The 17,995-nt window shown below is 62.6% G+C and carries 15 protein-coding genes and 1 tRNA gene; 7 read left to right on the top strand and 9 right to left on the bottom strand.

From position 1 onward, the window contains the following. Positions 1-8 precede the first annotated feature (8 nt). The 4 genes from PXD02_RS09680 to PXD02_RS09695 all read right to left on the bottom strand — a co-directional run bounded on the left by PXD02_RS09680 (position 9) and on the right by PXD02_RS09695 (position 5,454). Entirely contained in the window at positions 9-2,414 is a 2,406-nt protein-coding gene (locus PXD02_RS09680) for a DUF3772 domain-containing protein (RefSeq protein ID WP_275103706.1), read from the bottom strand. A gap of 3 nt (positions 2,415-2,417) precedes the next feature. Beyond that, positions 2,418-3,449: a cysteine synthase A gene (locus PXD02_RS09685; protein WP_275103707.1), complete on the bottom strand. Its 1,032-nt coding sequence runs from the start codon at positions 3,447-3,449 to the stop codon at positions 2,418-2,420. Between the two features lie 104 nt (positions 3,450-3,553). Beyond that, positions 3,554-4,609: an NUDIX domain-containing protein gene (locus tag PXD02_RS09690; RefSeq protein ID WP_275103708.1), complete on the bottom strand. Its 1,056-nt coding sequence runs from the start codon at positions 4,607-4,609 to the stop codon at positions 3,554-3,556. Then, a complete protein-coding gene (locus PXD02_RS09695; protein WP_275103709.1) occupies positions 4,606-5,454 on the bottom strand; it encodes a hypothetical protein in 849 nt (282 codons plus the stop codon). Before PXD02_RS09695 ends, PXD02_RS09690 begins: the two co-directional genes overlap by 4 nt. Before the next feature lie 96 nt (positions 5,455-5,550). Here PXD02_RS09695 and PXD02_RS09700 point away from each other — a divergent pair. The 5 genes from PXD02_RS09700 (at position 5,551) to PXD02_RS09720 (ending at position 11,585) form a co-directional block, all read left to right on the top strand. Next, positions 5,551-5,640, top strand: a tRNA-Ser gene (locus tag PXD02_RS09700). Positions 5,641-6,246: 606 nt separating this feature from the next. Next, positions 6,247-8,463 (top strand): DNA methyltransferase, encoded by a 2,217-nt coding sequence (locus PXD02_RS09705; protein ID WP_275103710.1) that lies wholly within the window; start codon positions 6,247-6,249, stop codon positions 8,461-8,463. Then, positions 8,460-9,278 (top strand): hypothetical protein, encoded by an 819-nt coding sequence (locus PXD02_RS09710; protein WP_275103711.1) that lies wholly within the window; start codon positions 8,460-8,462, stop codon positions 9,276-9,278. Before PXD02_RS09705 ends, PXD02_RS09710 begins: the two co-directional genes overlap by 4 nt. Next, the gene (locus PXD02_RS09715) at positions 9,271-10,506 is read left to right on the top strand and encodes a DUF262 domain-containing protein (protein WP_275103712.1); all 1,236 of its coding nucleotides are present in this window, start codon (positions 9,271-9,273) and stop codon (positions 10,504-10,506) included. The genes PXD02_RS09710 and PXD02_RS09715 overlap by 8 nt, the downstream gene beginning before the upstream one ends. Further along, on the top strand, positions 10,506-11,585 hold the full coding sequence (locus tag PXD02_RS09720) for an MAE_28990/MAE_18760 family HEPN-like nuclease (protein WP_275103713.1): 1,080 nt from the start codon (positions 10,506-10,508) through the stop codon (positions 11,583-11,585). Before PXD02_RS09715 ends, PXD02_RS09720 begins: the two co-directional genes overlap by 1 nt. A 147-nt stretch (positions 11,586-11,732) precedes the next feature. Here the strand turns inward: PXD02_RS09720 and PXD02_RS09725 are convergent, their stop codons facing one another. From PXD02_RS09725 to PXD02_RS09735, 3 genes are all read right to left on the bottom strand, one after another. Beyond that, entirely contained in the window at positions 11,733-12,041 is a 309-nt protein-coding gene (locus PXD02_RS09725) for a hypothetical protein (RefSeq protein ID WP_473092009.1), read from the bottom strand. A 77-nt stretch (positions 12,042-12,118) separates the two neighbouring features. Next, positions 12,119-13,444, bottom strand: a complete 1,326-nt coding sequence (locus tag PXD02_RS09730; protein ID WP_275103715.1) for a recombinase family protein — start codon at positions 13,442-13,444, stop codon at positions 12,119-12,121. Next, on the bottom strand, positions 13,441-13,896 hold the full coding sequence (locus PXD02_RS09735) for a DUF2924 domain-containing protein (RefSeq protein ID WP_275103716.1): 456 nt from the start codon (positions 13,894-13,896) through the stop codon (positions 13,441-13,443). Before PXD02_RS09735 ends, PXD02_RS09730 begins: the two co-directional genes overlap by 4 nt. A gap of 337 nt (positions 13,897-14,233) precedes the next feature. Here PXD02_RS09735 and PXD02_RS09740 point away from each other — a divergent pair, with 337 nt between their 5' ends. After that, positions 14,234-15,475 (top strand): hypothetical protein, encoded by a 1,242-nt coding sequence (locus PXD02_RS09740; RefSeq protein WP_275103717.1) that lies wholly within the window; start codon positions 14,234-14,236, stop codon positions 15,473-15,475. Then, complete coding sequence (locus tag PXD02_RS09745) at positions 15,435-16,385, top strand: helix-turn-helix domain-containing protein (RefSeq protein ID WP_275103718.1); 951 nt, start codon at positions 15,435-15,437, stop codon at positions 16,383-16,385. Before PXD02_RS09740 ends, PXD02_RS09745 begins: the two co-directional genes overlap by 41 nt. Before the next feature lie 84 nt (positions 16,386-16,469). Here PXD02_RS09745 and PXD02_RS09750 read toward each other — a convergent pair whose 3' ends face one another. After that, positions 16,470-17,024, bottom strand: a complete 555-nt coding sequence (locus PXD02_RS09750; RefSeq protein ID WP_275103719.1) for a hypothetical protein — start codon at positions 17,022-17,024, stop codon at positions 16,470-16,472. 57 nt (positions 17,025-17,081) lie between these two features. Then, complete coding sequence (locus PXD02_RS09755) at positions 17,082-17,780, bottom strand: hypothetical protein (protein ID WP_275103720.1); 699 nt, start codon at positions 17,778-17,780, stop codon at positions 17,082-17,084. Between the last annotated feature and the right edge of the window lie 215 nt (positions 17,781-17,995).

Raw genomic sequence — 17,995 nt, forward strand, 5'->3', positions numbered from 1 at the left:
CCCGCCGATCACTTTCCGTCGTCGGGCAGGTCGGGCTGCGTCGCGCGCGCCGGGGTCGGCGTCGTTGCGTGCTGATCGTCGGGCTGCGGCAGGTCGCCGCCTTTCCAGACATCGCGGGTCGTGAAGGGCATCCCGATCCCTTCGTGCAGGAAGCGTTCGACGATCTGGTGATACACTTCGGAGGTGACGCCCAGCCCGGATCCGATGTCCGAGATGACGGCCCGGATCTCGAAGTTCAGCGAATCGACGGTGATGCCGCGGAACAGGACGAGGGGCGCGGGGTCGATGGTGACAAGCGGCTGATCCTCGATGATCTCCGTCAGGATCCGATGGACCGCGCGGGTGTCCGATCCATAGCTGACGCCGATGGGGATGATGATCCGGCCGGTCTTGCTCTGCCGGGTCCAGTTCGTCACCGGCTGGCTGATCAGGTCGCTGTTGGGGACGATCACCTGCTGCTTGTCGAAGGTCTCGACCTGGGTCGACCGGACCGAGATGCGCTTGACGATGCCCTGCTGGCCGCCCGCGCTGATCCAGTCGCCCACGCTGACCGGGCGCTCGATCAGCAGGATGATGCCGGACACGAAGTTCGAGACGATGTTTTGCAGGCCGAAACCGATGCCGACCGACAGGGCGCCGGCGACGATGGCAAAGGATGACAGGTCGATCCCGGCCGAGGAGATCGCCAGCATCGCCGCCAGCACGATCCCGACATAGCCGATGCCCGAAACCACCGCGTTCTGCCCGCCCGCGTCCAGCTTCGTCTTGGGCAGAACCGAGGTGCGCATCGCCCCCTGGACGCCGCGCGTGATCGAATAGCCGATGGCGAAGACCACGATGAACATCAGCACCGCGCCGGGCGACAGCCTGACCCCGCCCAGCGTCACGCCCTGGCGGAAGCGGACCCAGTATTCGGCCAGGTCGTTGATCGACGCGCCCCAGATCAGCATGAAAACCGGGACCGACAGCACGATCAGCGCAAATCCGATCAGCAGCGGCGCCAGCCCTTCGCGCGCGCCTTCCTGGCCGCGTTTCAGCATGTCGAACACGTCGGCGATGAAGTCTTGCAGCAGCACCAGAAGGCCCAGCAGGGCCAGGGTCTGCGCCCAAGGCCAGACCGCCACGTTGCCCAGGTTGACAAGGCCGGCGGCCGTCACGCCCACCGCCGCGAGGGCGATCGGGCGCGTCAGCACCCCGGCGAAGGCCAGGACGCGATGGCGATAGGCGCTGCTGGCCTTGTCGGCCCAGGGTTTCAGGCGGCGCAGGATATTGCCCAGCTTGAACAGCAGGGCCGCCGCCAGCACGATCAGCACGAAGTTATAGACGACCGCCGCGCCCTCGGCGAAATCCAGCGGGATGCGTTGCAGGCTGCTGCTGCGCTCGATCAGGCCGGACAGCGGCAGGAACGCGTGCGAGGCGACGTAATGGACCGCAAAGACCGCGGCGATGGCATGGACCAGCCACCGCGCCCGCGACCGGTCCTGGGGATCCATGTTGATGGTGTCGTAATTGATCGACTGGTTCGGGAACAGTTGCCGCGCCAGCCAGGACGATCCGAACAGGATCACGCCCGCGCCCGGAAGCGCCTCGAGGAAGGGGCGCGTCCAGGGGCCGAAGATGCCGGTGGCGGTCAGCGCGTTGATCAGCAGATAGACCCCGCCCATTGGCAGCGCGATCTGCAACAGCGACACCACGAAGGACACGGCGGCGCGGGAATAGGCCGATGTCCGCGCCGAAATCCGGCGGGGCAGCGTCTCGACCCACCGCCGCCCCAGCGTCAGAAGCAGGATGGCCGTGACCAGATAGCCCAGCACATAGGGCAGGCGCGGCATCAGTTCCGGCCAGGTCGCCCGTTCGGCGATGCGCTGCGCGGTATTCTCGGCGATGCCGCCGACCAGCCGGGTGGTTTCGGAGGCCGCGATGATCCAGTTCGCCGGGACCAGCGGCGAGGTCGATTGCTGGACCATCTGGCTTGCCGCCCGCTTGCCCAGACTGCTGTCGATCTGGCGGACGATGGCGTCGGCGCGGCTGAACGCCTCGACCGCGGCCAGGCGCGGGGCCTGCATTTCGGACAGCTGCTTTTGCAGGTCGGCGCGGCGGGCGGCGACATCCTCGGCCTCGGTCGCGCCCTCGGCGGGGGCCGGGCCAAGAGCGGCGATCTGGGTTTCCAGCCGGGCGATGGCCTCGCCGTTGACGCCCTGCGCCGCCTGGAACCGGCCGCGCCAGTCCACGATGTCGGCGCGGATGGATTCAAGCTGGGCCGTCGCGGTGTCCGGGCTGGTCGTCAACTGCTCGGCCTGGGTGGCGACCCGGTCCCAGCGGTCGTAATCCGGCAGGGCGGCGTCCTGCGACCAGGCGGGGGACAGGCACAGGGACAGGACCGTCAGCAAGACAGCCAGAAACGCGCGGATCATGGATCAGCCTTCGTAGACTTCGGGAATGTCGGGGGCTGCGCGCGTCATCCAGCCGGGCACGGGCAGGCCCTTGGCGCGCAGGAAGTCGGGGTTGAACAGCTTGGTCTGATAGCGGTTGCCGAAATCGCACAGGATCGTGACGATGGTGTGGCCCGGCCCCATGTCGTGCGCCATGCGGATCGCGCCCGCGACGTTGATGCCCGAGGATCCGCCCAGGCACAGCCCTTCGTGTTCCAGCAGGTCGAAGACCACGGGCAGCGCCTCGTGATCGGGGATGCGATAGCTGTAATCGGGGGTGAAGCCTTCCAGGTTCGCGGTGATGCGCCCCTGGCCGATGCCTTCGGTGATCGAACTGCCCGGCGCATCGAATTCGCCGGTGGTATAGAACGAATGCAGCGCCGCGCCTTCGGGATCGGCCAGCCCCATCTTCACGCCCCTGGGCTGCAAGGCCATCGCCACGCCCGCCAGCGTGCCGCCCGACCCGACCGCGCAGATGAAGCCGTCCACCCTGCTATTCGTCTGGTCCCAGATCTCGGGTCCGGTGGTTTCCAGATGCGCCTGGCGGTTGGCGACGTTGTCGAACTGGTTGGCCCAGATCGCGCCATTGGGTTCGGTGCGCGCCAGAGCCTCGGCCAGGCGGCCGGAGTAGCGGACATAGTTGTTGGGGTTCTTGTAGGGCTGGGCCGGGACCTCGACCAATGTCGCGCCCGCAAGGCGCAGCATGTCCTTTTTTTCCTGGCTCTGGGTTTCGGGGATCACGATCACCGACTTGAACCCCATCGAGGCGCCGACAAGCGCCAGCCCGATCCCGGTATTGCCCGCCGTGCCCTCGACGATGGTGCCGCCGGGACGCAACTCGCCCCGCGCCACCGCGTCGCGGATGATGTACAGCGCCGCGCGGTCCTTGACCGACTGGCCGGGATTCAGGAATTCGGCCTTGCCCAGGATCTCGCATCCCGTCGCCTCGCTGGCCTGGCGCAGGCGGATCAGGGGCGTGTTGCCGATCATGTCGGCAAGATCAGGGCAAATTCGCATGGTCAAGCAACCTTCCGAAAGCGATAGGGTTCCGCGTTACCTACACAGGACGCGCGCCAGGGCACAACCCCGCCATCCGGTCAGGCCCCGCGATCAAGCCCCGGTCAGGCAAGACCCAGTTCCGCGCGGATCGCCCCCTGCCGCAATTCCAGCCACAGGGCGATCATCGCCAGCGGGCCGTTCGCCACCTGCCCCGTCAGAACCATCCGCGTCAAGTCGGCACGGGGGATCAGGTGGCCGCGAATATCCTCGGCCTCGCTTTCCAGGCCATGCACGCCCTCGATCCCGTCGGGCAGGTCGGCGATGCCCACGAACAGATACTGGTATTCGACAAGCGTGCCGGGGCTGGGATAATGGTGGATGGCCGGAAACAGCCGCGTCAGGGCCAGGTCCGCCTCCTCGCGCGCCTCGCGACGGGCCGCATCCTCGACCGTTTCTCCCGCATCGACGCGGCCCGCCACCGGCTCCAGCAGCCAGGGCTGCGGATCGTGGCGCAGCAGCGGCGCGATGCGGAACTGTTCGATCAGCAGCACCCGGTCGCGGACCGGATCCCAGGGCAGGACGACGACCGCATCGCCGGCCACGAAGACCTCTCGCCGCAGGGCGGGCGTCATGCCGCCCGCATGGGTGCGGTGGCGCAGGTGGCAGATCTGGACGGCGAAATAGCCCGCGAAGGCTTCGTCGCGCGTGATGACCTGCACATCCTGAGGCCCGCGCAGATCCACCAGCGGGGCGCCCGACGGCGCGCTGCCCGCGCCACGCAGCTCCGACGCCGCCGCCACCCCGATCATCGGCAGGCGCGCGGCGATGGAGTCCGCCGCCCGGTCCCGGGGCGCGTCCAGGATATGCCGGGCGATGGCGACGGCCAGCGGCACCTGCGCCGGACCTTCGGCCTCTCCCTCGCCCAGACCCAGGATCCCGTCCCGCACCGTCAGCCCCATCACCTCGGCATAGCGGATCAGCGCCGCGTTCGGCGTCACCCGGAGGGCCGCGACGGTCCCCTGTCCCGGCAGCAGCCTGGGCCATCCGTCCCGGTCGATCCCCGCCCGCGCCCCGCCCGCCAGGACGCCGGGCAGGACGTCCGGCACCCCCGACAGGCCCAATGCCTCCAGCATCGCGGCTTCGGCCAGGATGCCGACCAGCAGGACCGGGGCGTTCACAACTGCCGCCCGCGCAGTTCGGCCGCTGCGGCCAGGCCCATGTCATGGGACGTGGCCGAAATCATCGCATCGAACCCCGCGAACATCAGGCGGGACAGGGCCAGCCCCCCGGCAGACCCGGCATAGGCGGTATATCGGTCAAGCTCGGCATCGCCCAGCACACCATAGGCCAGGAACAGATAGGCGCCGATCCAGGCTTCGGTATCCGCGCGTATCCGGGGTTCCTTCGCCCAGGCCTCGCGGACGATCTCGCTGTCCGTCAGCGGCATCGCGAACCCGCCGCCCGCCTGGAACCCCTTGGAAAAGGCGACCCCGCCGTTCAGGGCGCCGACCACGTTCGGCTCGATCAGGTCGGCAGCCCGGATCAGCCGCGCGATCCGCACGGCCCTGGGATCGCGCCGCCGCACGGCCTGGGCAAAGGCGTCGCGGGCCGCGGCCTCGACCGCCGGATCCCTCATCCGAACCCGAGCGGCGTTCTCCAGGGCCAGCATCCGCTGGCCGAAGACCGTGCGATAGAAGACCAGCCCGTCGCCCACCTCGGCCAGGTTCGTCCTGGGAAGCGCGGCCGCCACCCCTTGCAGGAACAGCTCCTTGGCCCGCGCCGGGTCGTGAATGGCCCGGACCCGGTCCCGCCAGAGACCGGTGCCGCCGCGCGGGAACAGGTCCGCCGCCATCTCCTCGCCCTGGGCCACGGCCTCGTCGCGCAGGATCGGCATCAGGCCGTCCATCCGCATCACGTTCCAGACCACCTCGGCCATCTGCTGCTGCTCGACGGCCGCAGACGGCTGGGCGGCGACCGGCCCGCCAAAGGCCAGCAGAAGACAAAGAGACAAGAACCGAAGCATCGGATATCCTTTCGCGCCACCGGTGCTTTTTTCGACAAAACCCCTTGCGCTTCAACCCCCACCCCTCTAAATCCCCGCCTCACCACCCAGAAGCGCGGAGAGGTGCCGGAGTGGTCGAACGGGGCGGTCTCGAAAACCGTTGAGCCTGCAAGGGTTCCGTGGGTTCGAATCCCACCCTCTCCGCCACTTGCCCTTGCGAAAGCGTTCTCCCGATCCGGCTGCGGCCGGATTTTTCCGTTGTTTTCGAGGGTTATGCGGGAGGGGCTGAGCGCTGGCCCTGCTGCCAGGAGGCCCGGAAGCGGTCTCTCAGGGCCGATATTCTCCGGACCTGATGACTGCGCGGATTTGGTGAACAGCCCACCAAGCCACTGAAAAACTTGCGCTTTGTTCTTTTTATAGCTGAACACTTCGACACAAGGGGCACTCCCCAGATGGAACAGAAATCGAACTCTGCCGTGAGATTACCTACCGCCGCCCCGAACCGGGAAAGACCTAATTCGCGGTTCGCACCATCTTCTCGCTAGCGCGGAAGGACGTTTGGTGCGGCATGACATTGAACCGCCACGACGCCACGCGATGTGCCGATGGGCTGCCTGGCAGACTTCCCTGGTCCTTTACGTTTCAAGAGGAAACAGCAAGGACGTCGGCACTCCAGCTTGTCTCTGCCGACTACGCCTGTCATAAGTCGCGTACTACTGCATGCGGTAGTGCCTTGGCCGTGCGACCGCAGATATTGCGCCGCGCGACCAGCTCACCGGGTGTCCGGCCAGCTTTTAGTCAGGACGGAGATCAATGACGACCAGAACAGACAGGATACAACGACGCCTTGATCTCCGACCAGCCATGGATCCCGATGATGTACTCTCGTGCTTTGTTGGCCCATGCGCACTTGAAGATGATCAATTCCCTTTCGAGGCCATCAGCGATGTTGCCGAAGTCGAGAGCTGGCGGAAGGAGATAAACCGGCCCGTCTACCACATCCATAAATGGTGGGCTCAGCGGCTTGGCACGGTGTTTCGCGCGATTGCGCTTGGAGCATTGACGCCATTCGGCACCGATATCCTGAGCGCGTTCTACCGCCCGGTGCGGGTGAAGGACCTGACCGTCTTCGATCCCTTCATGGGCAGTGGCACGACTATCGGTGAGGCTGCGAAACTGGGCGCGCGCGCTATCGGCCGCGACATCAATCCCGTCGCGCATTTTCTTGTGAGAAATGCTCTTGCGTTCCATGACCGCGATGCGGTGCTGCGCACGTTCCGAGACATTGAGCGCGACGTTGCCGATCAAATCCGCACCCACTACAAGACGACCCTGCCGGACGGAACCGAAGGCGAGGTGCTGTACTATTTCTGGGTCAAGCAGGTTGATTGTCCGGAGTGCGCAGAACAGGTTGATCTCTTCTCATCGCGGGTGTTCGCCAAACATGCGTATGCGAGTAGGTATCCGGAAGCAAAAGCAGTTTGTCCGTCCTGCGGTGAAATCAATTCGGTGCGGTACGATTCAACCCATGCCGCATGCGTGAGTTGCGCTGTGGAATTCAACCCTCAGAATGGACCGGCCAGCGGACAGAAAGCGACGTGTCCCAGCTGCGATCATGGCTTTCCCATTGCCAAGACAATTCGCGAAAAAAACGCACCGCCAGCCCACCGGCTTTACGCAAAACTTGTCCTGATGCCGGACGGCACCAAGACCTACGCCGCCGCCACTGACGAAGACCGCAAAGCCTACGAGTTTGCTGAGAGGGTGCTTGAGGCCAGGTCAAACGCCTATCCGGTGGTAGGGATCGAACCCGGTTACAACACCAATCAGGCTCTCGGATACAACTACCGCTACTGGCACGAGATGTTCAATGCGCGCCAGCTTCTCTGCCTGTCAATCCTAGCCGAGCGCATCCGTGCCATACCCGAGCCCGTGTTGCGCGAGCTTTTCGCGTGCCTGTTCTCTGGCGCGCTCGAATTCAATAACCTCTTCACATCCTACAAGGGTGAGGGCACCGGTGCCGTGCGCCACATGTTCGCCCATCACATCCTGAAGCCCGAGCGCGTTCCGCTGGAAGCGAATGTCTGGGGCACACCGAAAAGCTCCGGTTCCTTCATGACCATGTTTGAAGGGCGGATACGCCGCGCGCTGGATTATGCCGACGATCCCTTCGAGCTGCGCCTCCAAGGCACGCAGGGCCAGAAGAAGACGACTGAAAAGGTCTATGGTCTATCCGAGCGCCTCGGCTTTGACATCGCCGAAGACTTCCAGTCCTTCAAGGACGGAAAGCGCGTCTACCTGTCGTGCGGCGATTCCAGCGTCACCGACATCGAAGACGGCGCTGTTGATGCGATCATCACTGATCCGCCGTTCTTCGACAACGTGCACTACTCACAGCTTGCAGACTTTTTCCACGTCTGGCAGCGATTTATTCTTGGTGAGGCAGGCACACGGGCTACCAACACGACCCGCTCACCAGCCGAGGTCCAGAACGCCGATGTTTCGGCCTTCACCGAGCGCCTGGGGGCGGTTTGGGCCGAGTGTCACCGCGTTCTCGCAGACGATGGTGTGCTGGCCTTCACCTATCATCATTCGCGCTCCGAGGGCTGGAGCTCCGTGCTGCATGCGCTCATGCAAGCGGGCTTTGGTATCAGCGCAGCGTTCCCGATCAAGGCCGAGATGTCGGTGGCCATGCCCAAGCATCAGGCCAAGGAGCCTATCGACCTTGATATCGTACTGGTCTGCCGCAAGCGTTCCGCCCTGAAACAACACCACTGGAATGGTGATCTCTGGGGCACGGTCCGCCCGAAGGCCGCAAGCCAGGTTGCCCGTCTTCGCCGGGCGGGACGAAAACTCAGCCGCAATGATGTGCGCATCATTATCATGGCTCAGCTCATCCGGCAGCTTTCCCGGTCGCACAGTCAGGAAGCCGCCTTGTCTCTGCTTGAAGTCAGCAGCCCTGAAATCGAGGCTACCATCGAAAGCCTTCATGAAATCAATAACAATAATTCTGTCGGAGGTCTTTCATGAGTCTTGTTTGTACGGTCTTCAAACATTGCGTTACGGCCGTGCGCACCAATGTTCTCATTGAGCGCGAAGGCCGCAACGACAAAGAATTTCACTTCCAGAACTGGTTCAAGGCACGACTTGACGACCTGGCAGAGCATTATGATGAGCCGGGCCGCAACACTTATCCCGACTTCAAGCTGGTACGCTACACGGAAGGCTACGAGCTGAAAGGGCTCGCGTATCCGGGCCGCGATGCGGACTATGATTGCAATAGCCAGCTTCCATGCGGTGAACACAATGGTCGCCAGGTTTTCTATGTGTTTGGCCGCTATCCGGTCGCACCCGATGGGAACCGCTACCCCGTGCTGGATCTGGTTGTCTGCCACGGCAGCTTCCTGAATGCCGACAACAGCTACCAGCACAAGAACAAGAGTTTCCGTGGCTTCGGAAGCTACGGTGACATCCTTGTGCGCGACCGGAAGATGTATGTTGCGCCGACGCCCTTCGCCCTCGCAGACGGCGCAGCCCATCACCGGACGCTCATACTGCCCGAAGATATGCCGGTTGATGATGATCTGGTAGAAATCGCAACGCTGACGCGGCGCGAGGTCGAGCGGATGGTCGTCGCATACAACTTCGACCTGCGGTCGAACACGCTGAGGACCGAGCTTGTACCAAACCCCAACGCGGGCAAGGAGCATGTCTTCAAGGCATACCGCATGCAGGGCGATCCCCTGACGCCAGTTACCTTGGTGGAACGCTCGCGCGGCAAGGCAGAGGCGGCGTATCAGGACCTTTTCGGCATTGATGACGAGGGAGGCACTGACGATGAGTGACGATACCGCAGAAACCCCGCCGCTCTTGCCCGATGAATTTATCGACAACGCCCCAAGCCTTGGCACGTCTGCGAGCAAGCTCTCCGATTCCGAAATAAACAACAAATACGTTAAGGGCGAAGTGCGGATCGTCACCGAGCAAGCCCGCTACCCCATAAATTCTATTGCCGGAATTGTTGAAGATACATCCTACCGTATGTCGCCCGAATATCAGCGCCGCCATCGCTGGGACCAAGAACGAAAATCCAAACTCATTGAATCACTCATCATGAACGTGCCCGTTCCTCCCATATTCCTCTACGAGTACGACTACTCGAAATACGAGGTTATGGACGGGCTACAGCGCTTGACGGCCATTCATGAATTCTACCGCAACAAGTTCAATCTCAGCGGCTTGACGGAGTGGCCCGAGCTGAATGGTCGCACCTATGATCAGCTTCCCTCCAAAGTTAGGGAAGGCATCGACCGCCGGTATCTGTCATCCGTGATCTTGCTCAAGGAAACAGCCCACAGTGAGGAGGACGCACTCCGCCTCAAGCAACTTGTTTTCGAAAGGATCAATAGCGGCGGCGTCAGGCTGTCACCGCAGGAATCCCGCAACGCGCTTTTCGACGGGCCCATGAATCACCTCTGCATCCGCCTTTCGCGGACGCCTGCCTTGTGCCGCCTCTGGGGCATACCGGAACCGGAAGCCCAGGAGATCGAAGGCGGTCTTCCTTCGGATGAGCGCATCAATAATGAAGATTTCCGAAAGATGACGGATGTTGAACTTGTGCTGCGTTTTTTTGCCTACCGGCAAAAGCACCGCCTGCACAAATCCGGCGAACCATTGTCGTCGTATTTCGACCGGTACTTGCGCAAAGGCAACTTCTTCCCGCAAGCGACCCTTGACTCACTTGGTGCGATCTTCTCCGACACCATTGATTTTGCAGAGGCTCTTCTTGGCTTTCGGTGCTTCTATCTCTACCGGAAGCGCTCACGCAGCGGTGCGGATCATTGGTCCTGGCGCGAGAGTCCGACAACCACGGTCTATGATCCGTTAATGCTTGTGCTCAGCGAATTTGTACCGCAGCGCGACGTTCTGCTACCAAAATTCCAGCAGATCCAGGCCGATATCGAAGGCTTGTATAAGGCCGAATATGATACGTTCGAAGGCCGCAATGTAAATCCGTCCGCGCTTCAACAACGTGAAGACCATTACCGGACATTTTTCAACGCCTATCTCTGATGATGGAAGAGGCCCTGACCTCATTCGAGGCCGAACTCGATAAGCTCAACCGTTTCCTGAAAGCATCCGACGCAGAGGATGCGCTGATAACGCATATCCTCGGTTTGCCCGAGGCCGAGCGTGCTGCGCTTGCCACGCCACTGGAGCCGATCCAGGCGAACAGCACGATCAAGCGTCGGCAGAGCTATGTGTCCGCCATCATAGTTCTTTATGGAGCTTTGGAGCGCTATATTGAGGAAGCTGTCGCCGAATACACCGGGCAGCTTGTGCTGATCCATAAGGAGTTTCAGAAACTTCCGGAGAAGCTGCGTGCGCAGCACACCCTACTGACGATTGACTATCTGGCCTCCCTCAAGGACGGCAGAGTCCGGGAAACCGAGGATATCTCGAGCGTCGTTGCGACACTGCATGATTGCTTCACCGGAAAGGCGCCGTTCAGGCTCAATGCCCGCGCGTTCTCACTTCGGTCCTCGAATATGAAGTTTGGGCGCGTCCGCGAGATCATGGGAAATCTGGATATCCAGATTTATGGCAGACGGGTTCTTGCAGCTCCCAGCTACGCCCGATTTCTGCGCGACATGGCCGGCATCTCAACCAAGGACATGCAGGACAGTGAAGTTGAGAGTACGCTCGATCACATTGATGAGCTCGTGGTCTTGCGAAACGACATCGCCCATGGCGTTGCTAATCTTGAATCAATCGAAGACAGCAATATCGTGCGCGAGCGCGCCTCAAAGCTTCATGCCTTTGTTTCAGCAATCAATGACATCCTAAATTGTGAACTGTTGAAGCGTAGGTTGGAAATGGGTCAGCTCGTGGCTGTCGAAGGGGACATTCACGTGTTTGGCGATAACATTGTCGGCTTCTCTTGGCCATCAGGCCGCATTCTGCCAGGCGACATTCTTGTGATGCAACCTTCTGAAAAGGGTTCCGACCTGAGGCATGGCGCAATAGCGTCGATCCAAATTGATAACGCAAATCAAGAAGAAGTCGTCGGACAAGACGGGCTAATGATTGGTGTTCGAGTTCCGTTTCGGGTAAAGGCAAATGGTCGGTATTACGTATTGAATCTGAAGTGAATCGGCTTGTGGCCCAGCCTACCGCTGGCGGAACCGAGCTTGCTTCACAGCGACGCCGAACGGCTTTATCTCGATTGCTGGAACATGGGCAGAACATTGAGAGAAAACGCAATTTTCATTCGTCGGCCAATAGAGTCTAGTAGGCAATTAGCGCTTTGCGAGCGAACTCCGCTGTTCTTCAAAGCATGCCGCTAACGGCTCCAGCGCCCGCACCAGCGTCACCTCGGGTCCCTGCTTTCCGTCCAGGATCGCCTCGATGATGTCCGGCGCAAGCAGCGTAAGCCGCAGGACACGGGTCATGTAGGACGGTGCGATCCCCTCGTGCTCGGCCAGTTCGGCGATGGTTGCGTACTCGCCCGACTCCAGCAGGCGCTTCCAGCGGAATGCGCGGGCCAGCGCCTTGACCAACGTGCTGTCCGTCCGTCTTTGATGCTTGACGCCGTCCGGCAGCTGCATCTCCTTCCGTCCTCCGCGCCTCACGATGCGGAATGGGACGTGGAGCGTCACTGTCTCGGGGATGGGCGTGCCGCGGGTCATGCGGCCGCCCCCATGTCCCCAGCCAACATCTCGCGCGCGAGGCCGCCGAGGCCGTCCACGCGCAGCCGGACGTTCAGGCTATCGGTGCCGACGTCCACCCGCTCGACCAGCAGCGCCACGATGCGGGCCTGCTCGGCGGGGAAAAGTTCGTCCCACAGCGGGTCGAGCTGCTGAAGCGCTGCGCGGGCGTCGGCCTCGGTGAGGTCGTCGGCATGGGCGCGGGCGGCCTTCCACGTCCCTGCCACGAACTCGGGCTGGCGGAACACGGCGCGCAGCTGGTCGATGACGGCGGCTTCGATCTCACCTGCGGGCACGCGGCCCACCGGACATGATCCGGCGCCGTGCTTCAGCACCGTCTGGCTCACGTAATAGCGGTACAACCGCCCGCCCTTGCGCGTATGCGTCGGCGAGAAGGCCGCGCCATCCGGGCCGAACAGCAGCCCCTTCAGCAGGGCGGGCGTCTCGGCACGGGTGCGCGCGGCACGCTTGCGCGGGCTCTCCTGCAGGATGGCGTGGACGCGGTCCCACGTCTCGCGGTCGATGACCGCGTCGTGCTCACCCGGATAGCTGTCGCCCTTATGGACCGCTTCGCCAATGTAGGCGCGGTTGCTGAGCATCCGATAGATGTACTTCTTGTCGATCCGGTTGCCGCGCGGTGTCCGGATGCCGCGTGCGCCGACCTCCCGCGCCAGCTCCGTGCAGGACCCGATCTCGAGGAAGCGGGCGAAGATCCAGCGCACACGCGCCGCGATGTCTTCGTCGACCACCAGCTTCCGGTTCTCGACGCGGTAGCCGAAGGGCGGCACCCCGCCCATCCACATGCCCTTCTTCCGACTGGCGGCGACCTTGTCGCGGATGCGCTCGGCCGTCACCTCCCGCTCGAACTGGGCGAAGCTGAGCAGGATGTTCAGCGTCAGTCGCCCCATCGACGTGGTCGTGTTGAACGACTGCGTCACCGAGACGAAGGTCACGCCGTTCCGGTCGAATACCTCGACCAGCTTGGCGAAATCCGCCAGCGACCGGCTGAGGCGGTCGATCTTGTAGACCACCACCACGTCGACCAGCCCGTCCTCGATGTCCTCCAGCAGCCATTGCAGGCCGTGCCGCTCCAACGTGCCGCCCGAAATGCCGCCGTCGTCATACTGATCGCGGACCAGCACCCAGCCCTCAGACCGCTGGCTGGCGATGTAGGCCACGCAGGCCTCCCGTTGGGCGTGGAGGCTGTTGAACTCCTGCTCCAGCCCTTCCTCGGAGGATTTCCGGGTGTAGACCGCGCAACGCAGCTTTCGGACGACCTTCGATTTTTCCGGCGGCTTCGTCATGTCCGCCCCCTGTGGTTCTTGAGGCCGAAGAAGACCCACCCGTTCCAGCGGGTGCCGGTGATGGCGCGGGCGATGGCCGACAGCGACTTGTACGGCCGGCCTTGCCACTCGAAGCCGTCGGTGGTGACGGTGACGACCTGCTCGACACCCTGCCATTCGCGCAGCAGCCGCGTGCCGGTGATCGGGCGCTCGCGATCGGCGCGGATGCTCCGCTTCGCCCGGTAGCCGCCGTCCAGTTCCTCACCCAGCCGTTCCAGCCGCCGGATCGTCTCCGGCTTCAGCCCGCCGTATGCCAACTCCTGGATCCGGTAGGCCAGGCGGCTTTCAAGGTACCTCCGGTTGAACGGCGGCGCCTCGCTGTCGAACAGGTCGCGCCACTGTTGCTTCAAGTCGGGCGTTGAAGTTGTCTTGAGCGCGGCCAGGCGCGCGGGGATGGGGTCGGGCCTGTTCATGCATTTCTCCGGCAAGTTGGAGTTGCATGACGGCATTGGTCGGGCGGATAGTGTAGGCAACGTTCTCCAGTATCGTCAGATACTTCGCCCGTCTCCCGCATCCGTAGCCGAACCAGCCCGGACGCCAGCAGGCCGCACAACTCGGCGCGGCGTTCTGCGGGCGTCATCTGGTCGGGCGGGAGCGGATTGGGTCGTTTCATGCGGGCCTCGGAGCAGTCGTCTCCTCTGGCCTCTACTCGTCGATGTCGGAAAGCGTCCCAACCGATCCCGCACAGGTTGAAGAATCGATCAAAAGAACGTAACAGGAACGCTTGTCTTGCAGGAAAGGGGATTCGTCGTGGCCGGCAATTTGAAGAAGTTCGTGAACCCCCGGTTCATCAAGACCATCGATCTCGCCCTGATGAAGCCGCTGCTGGCGCGGCACGAGGGCAAGTACAAGGGCTTCTCCGTCGACCTGCTGGACCAGGAGGAAGATGCCGCCCGCGAGGCGCTGGAGAAGTTGCTGACTGGCGCCGAGGACAGCTATCCCGAGGGGCTGCGCGGCGATCTGCACCGCATCGCGGAACTGGGCGATGCCCGCGGCCTCGAGATCATCCAGGCGCAGGCAGTCCGTCAGGGCGTCGATCTGTTCCCCGATATGAAGACCGGCGACGAGGACGCGCCGAACAAGGCGCATGATCCCAAGCACATCGCCGTCCGGGTCTTTCTGGAGCATCCGGACCTGTTCGATGCGGCCGCTGACCACATGGCGATGCTCACTGCCGACCGCCTGCATGAATATGCCGGGCGGGAACGTGGCGTCGCGATCGATCTGACGGCGGAGAAGGTCGAGGCGTTCCGGACGGCCGTTGCCGCGCTCTTCCGTGACGCCTTTCTCGGGGACTACTGCCGGGTGGGCGACTACGACGACGATGACGAGATCAACCTCGTGGTCAGCCACGGCTCCATGGTCTCGACCATGCCGGTCGTCGAAGGCCAGGTCGAACGGGTGATCAGCGTGCGCCAGATTTCCCACGCGGTGCTGCGATACTCCGAGAACACGGGCATGCTGCGGCTGGCCCGCATCCGGAAGGCGCATCAGCCCGAGATAGCGGAACTCTTCGCCTCGATCATCCTCGACAGGCCCGGCTTCTTCGACGGCGACGATGCGCAGGAGCTCTATACCCTGCGCCCGGTCGAACTGGCCGGACCGGGATTCGCCTTCGATGCCGCCTACGATCCGCTGATCGACAAGGTTCTGATCATCGAGGCGGCGGCCGACCTGATGGCGCCCGGCAAGAAGAGTTATCCCCGCGTGGTGCGCACGCTGCGGTCGCGGGACCTCGGCGGTGATGCGCTCCAGCATTTTGGCAGCACACCGGTCTCGTTCGGCGGCGCCTGGCGGCTGGGCGAGCTTGTGTTTCGGATCCTGTTCAAGGGTGACGGCAAGCGCCAGCCGCAGGTCACGGTCAAGCTGCGGCCCCCGGGCGTCGTGCAGTTCCGCCGTACCCAACATGAGGCGCGGGTGATGAAGCTGATCGAACGGAACGGGCTGATGAATGACCGAGACGATTTTGAGGTTGTTGACGCGGCTGAGTGAGGCTGGCGACGACGCGATCCTGCCCGGCGAGCTTGCCGCGCCCTTCTTCGGTCCGGTCTGCGATCGGCTGCTGGCGAAACGTGTCCTCATCGAACAGGCGCCGCTGGCCGATTGGGAGGTCTGCGATGCCTGCGAATGCGGGCTCCCCTGTCGGCCGATCAGGAAAGCGGGCGATGGATATCGTGCTGAGTGCCCGCTCGACCGCCGACACGACGTCGATCTCGCCGAGGACGATTTGCGCGTGTTCCGCATCGGCGGCGGGGCGCTGGCCTCCGTGATCGGCACCGCGGCAGGGTTCGGCATAGTCCCGAAGCTCGCCGCGGAAAAGGTCTGGCGGCTGGGCGACACGCCATCGGGTCGGGCGGTGTTTCTTGCGCTGGAGCCCGCAGCCCTGACCGGCGACGGCATCATCGCATCGTTGCGCCAGGCGGCGCAGTGTTCGGACATCACGATCCTCGCACCGGCGTTGCCAGCGGAGATTGCCCGGCGACACCAGGATGCGGGCTTTCATCTCGTCGAAATCCTCAAGGTGCTGACGCCCGCCACAAATGGCCTCGGCGGCACGATCGACATCGCGGCTCTGGCGCCGGTCCCGCTGGCGCCCGTGCTTCGCGTGCGAAGGGCAACGGCCGAGGTTCAATGGGACGGTCGCTCCGTCATTCTGTCGCGTCAGATCTTCCCCGTGTTCGAACGCCTGCTGGAAAAAGCGATGTCGCGCGATCAGGTCGCCTCCGGAGCCCATGTCGAAGGCACGACAGCGCGCGAGGCCAAGGATCTGATCCGCGAGCTGCGGGATGCCTTCAAGGCTGTCGGGTTCACCGATGTCGAGAGCAAGGCCCTGATCATGACCGTGCGCAACCGGGGCTACCGGCTCGGCGTCCATGCTTCGTATATTGTGGTGGACGGCTGAGGCACCGCCCAGTTTCCTTTTCATCTCTCTGGCCGATCGAGCTGAAAGCAGAAGTTGAAACTTAGCCAAATGAGAGATCACTTATCAGGCCGAAACGACTAAGGCTTCACCTAGAAGCGTCAGCAACATCGTGATCTCTGATGAAGCTGTCATAAGAGTTATCAGGTCGTCCGGTTGCTCGTTGCCTGACTGTATGCGCGTCGCAGCGTCCTTGGCCGTGTCGGCCCGATTTGCTATTGCTCTAATGATGTCGTCGATCTCTTCGGGAGGGGTCTCGAAAAGGAACCCCATAGTGCTGAGACCCGGTGTCCCGGGATCAACGGCCAAGCCATCAAACGCTGCGCCGTCGGCCAAGCTGTTCAGCCGGTCAGCTGCTGAGCCGTAGTTTTCGATCGCCGCGCCAAGTTGTTCTCTTGCCGCGTCCGTGTTGTTGCCGAGCGCGAGGGCCACGACCATGTTTGCACTGCAATTGGCCTGCGCAATTGATTCGGCAGCTCCAGGCAGTTGCGAGTCGGGATCGTAGGGACTGAGATCGAGCTTTCCGATGCTTTCGAGTGAAGCGTGGCCAGAAGTCGCGAAAGCACACAGCAGTGCAGTCATCGCCAGCAGGCGAATTGCCAATTGTGATAGCTTAGTCATGTCTGCAAATCCCTCCGATGTTTAAGTTCGCACTTCTTGCTGTCCCGAGCTTCAGTTCTAATCTCCGGCCTCCGGAGACCAATCTCCTGCTTCAAGCGTCTTCTCACACATCGATCTGAAAGCCACGAAAAGATCGTCGCCGCGTTCATGATAGTTTTCGCGATGCATGGGCTTGCAGAGTGCCGACACAGTTGTCGTCCAGTCATCGCCCACAATGATCCCAGCCTCGTTCAGAGCATCGAGAAGCTGCACCTGTGTGTCGAGATCCTCCGCATAGATCTCGGCCGCGGCCGCAAAGCGCGCGCGCTCTTGGGGGGTTGTGGCTGCTGCCGCACCCGCCGCAGCCATCCGGGAATCCACAATCCGGTCCGAGATCTTCGAGAGAACTTCGTAATTGCTGCGTGCAGACAGAACGTCCTTGGAATCCTCCATTGACTGCCAAGCCGCCCACGCGGTGCCCAGCGCAGCAAGCGCAGTGACAGTGGTCAGAATTGTCGCCCACCATCCCTGGGATAATTTCCGGATCCCGGCCCGGATTTCTTCGAACGCGTGCACCCACAGTGGCTGCTGCGCATTGAGATTGCGAGCTTCCAGCGCTCGTTTGAGAGCTTCTTCGTTGACGGCGACTACTAAGGGTTCACCATCTGTTCCACCAGTTTCTGTGCGCTTTAAATCGAAGTCGCGGATGGTTTCGTTGATCTGGTCGCGTGTGTAGGGCAGCTGCTCACACGCATCACTAAGCGAAATCAGAGCCATTCTGCCTCACTTTTCCTATCCCGAGAGAATTGTGAGAACTTAAACATGATCAGTGTGCAGACGATGCGCGGCAAAGTCAAAGTGTTAGAGGCAGCCGAGCCGGATCGTCTTCTGTAGATATCCGCCACCCACCAAACCCCCACCTTATTCCCACCCCGTTCCCACCTGCGCGGCGACCGCATCCGGCACCTTGGGCTCATCAGAAACGATGACCG

This window comes from Paracoccus sp. S3-43 (assembly GCF_029027965.1).
Lineage (GTDB): Bacteria > Pseudomonadota > Alphaproteobacteria > Rhodobacterales > Rhodobacteraceae > Paracoccus.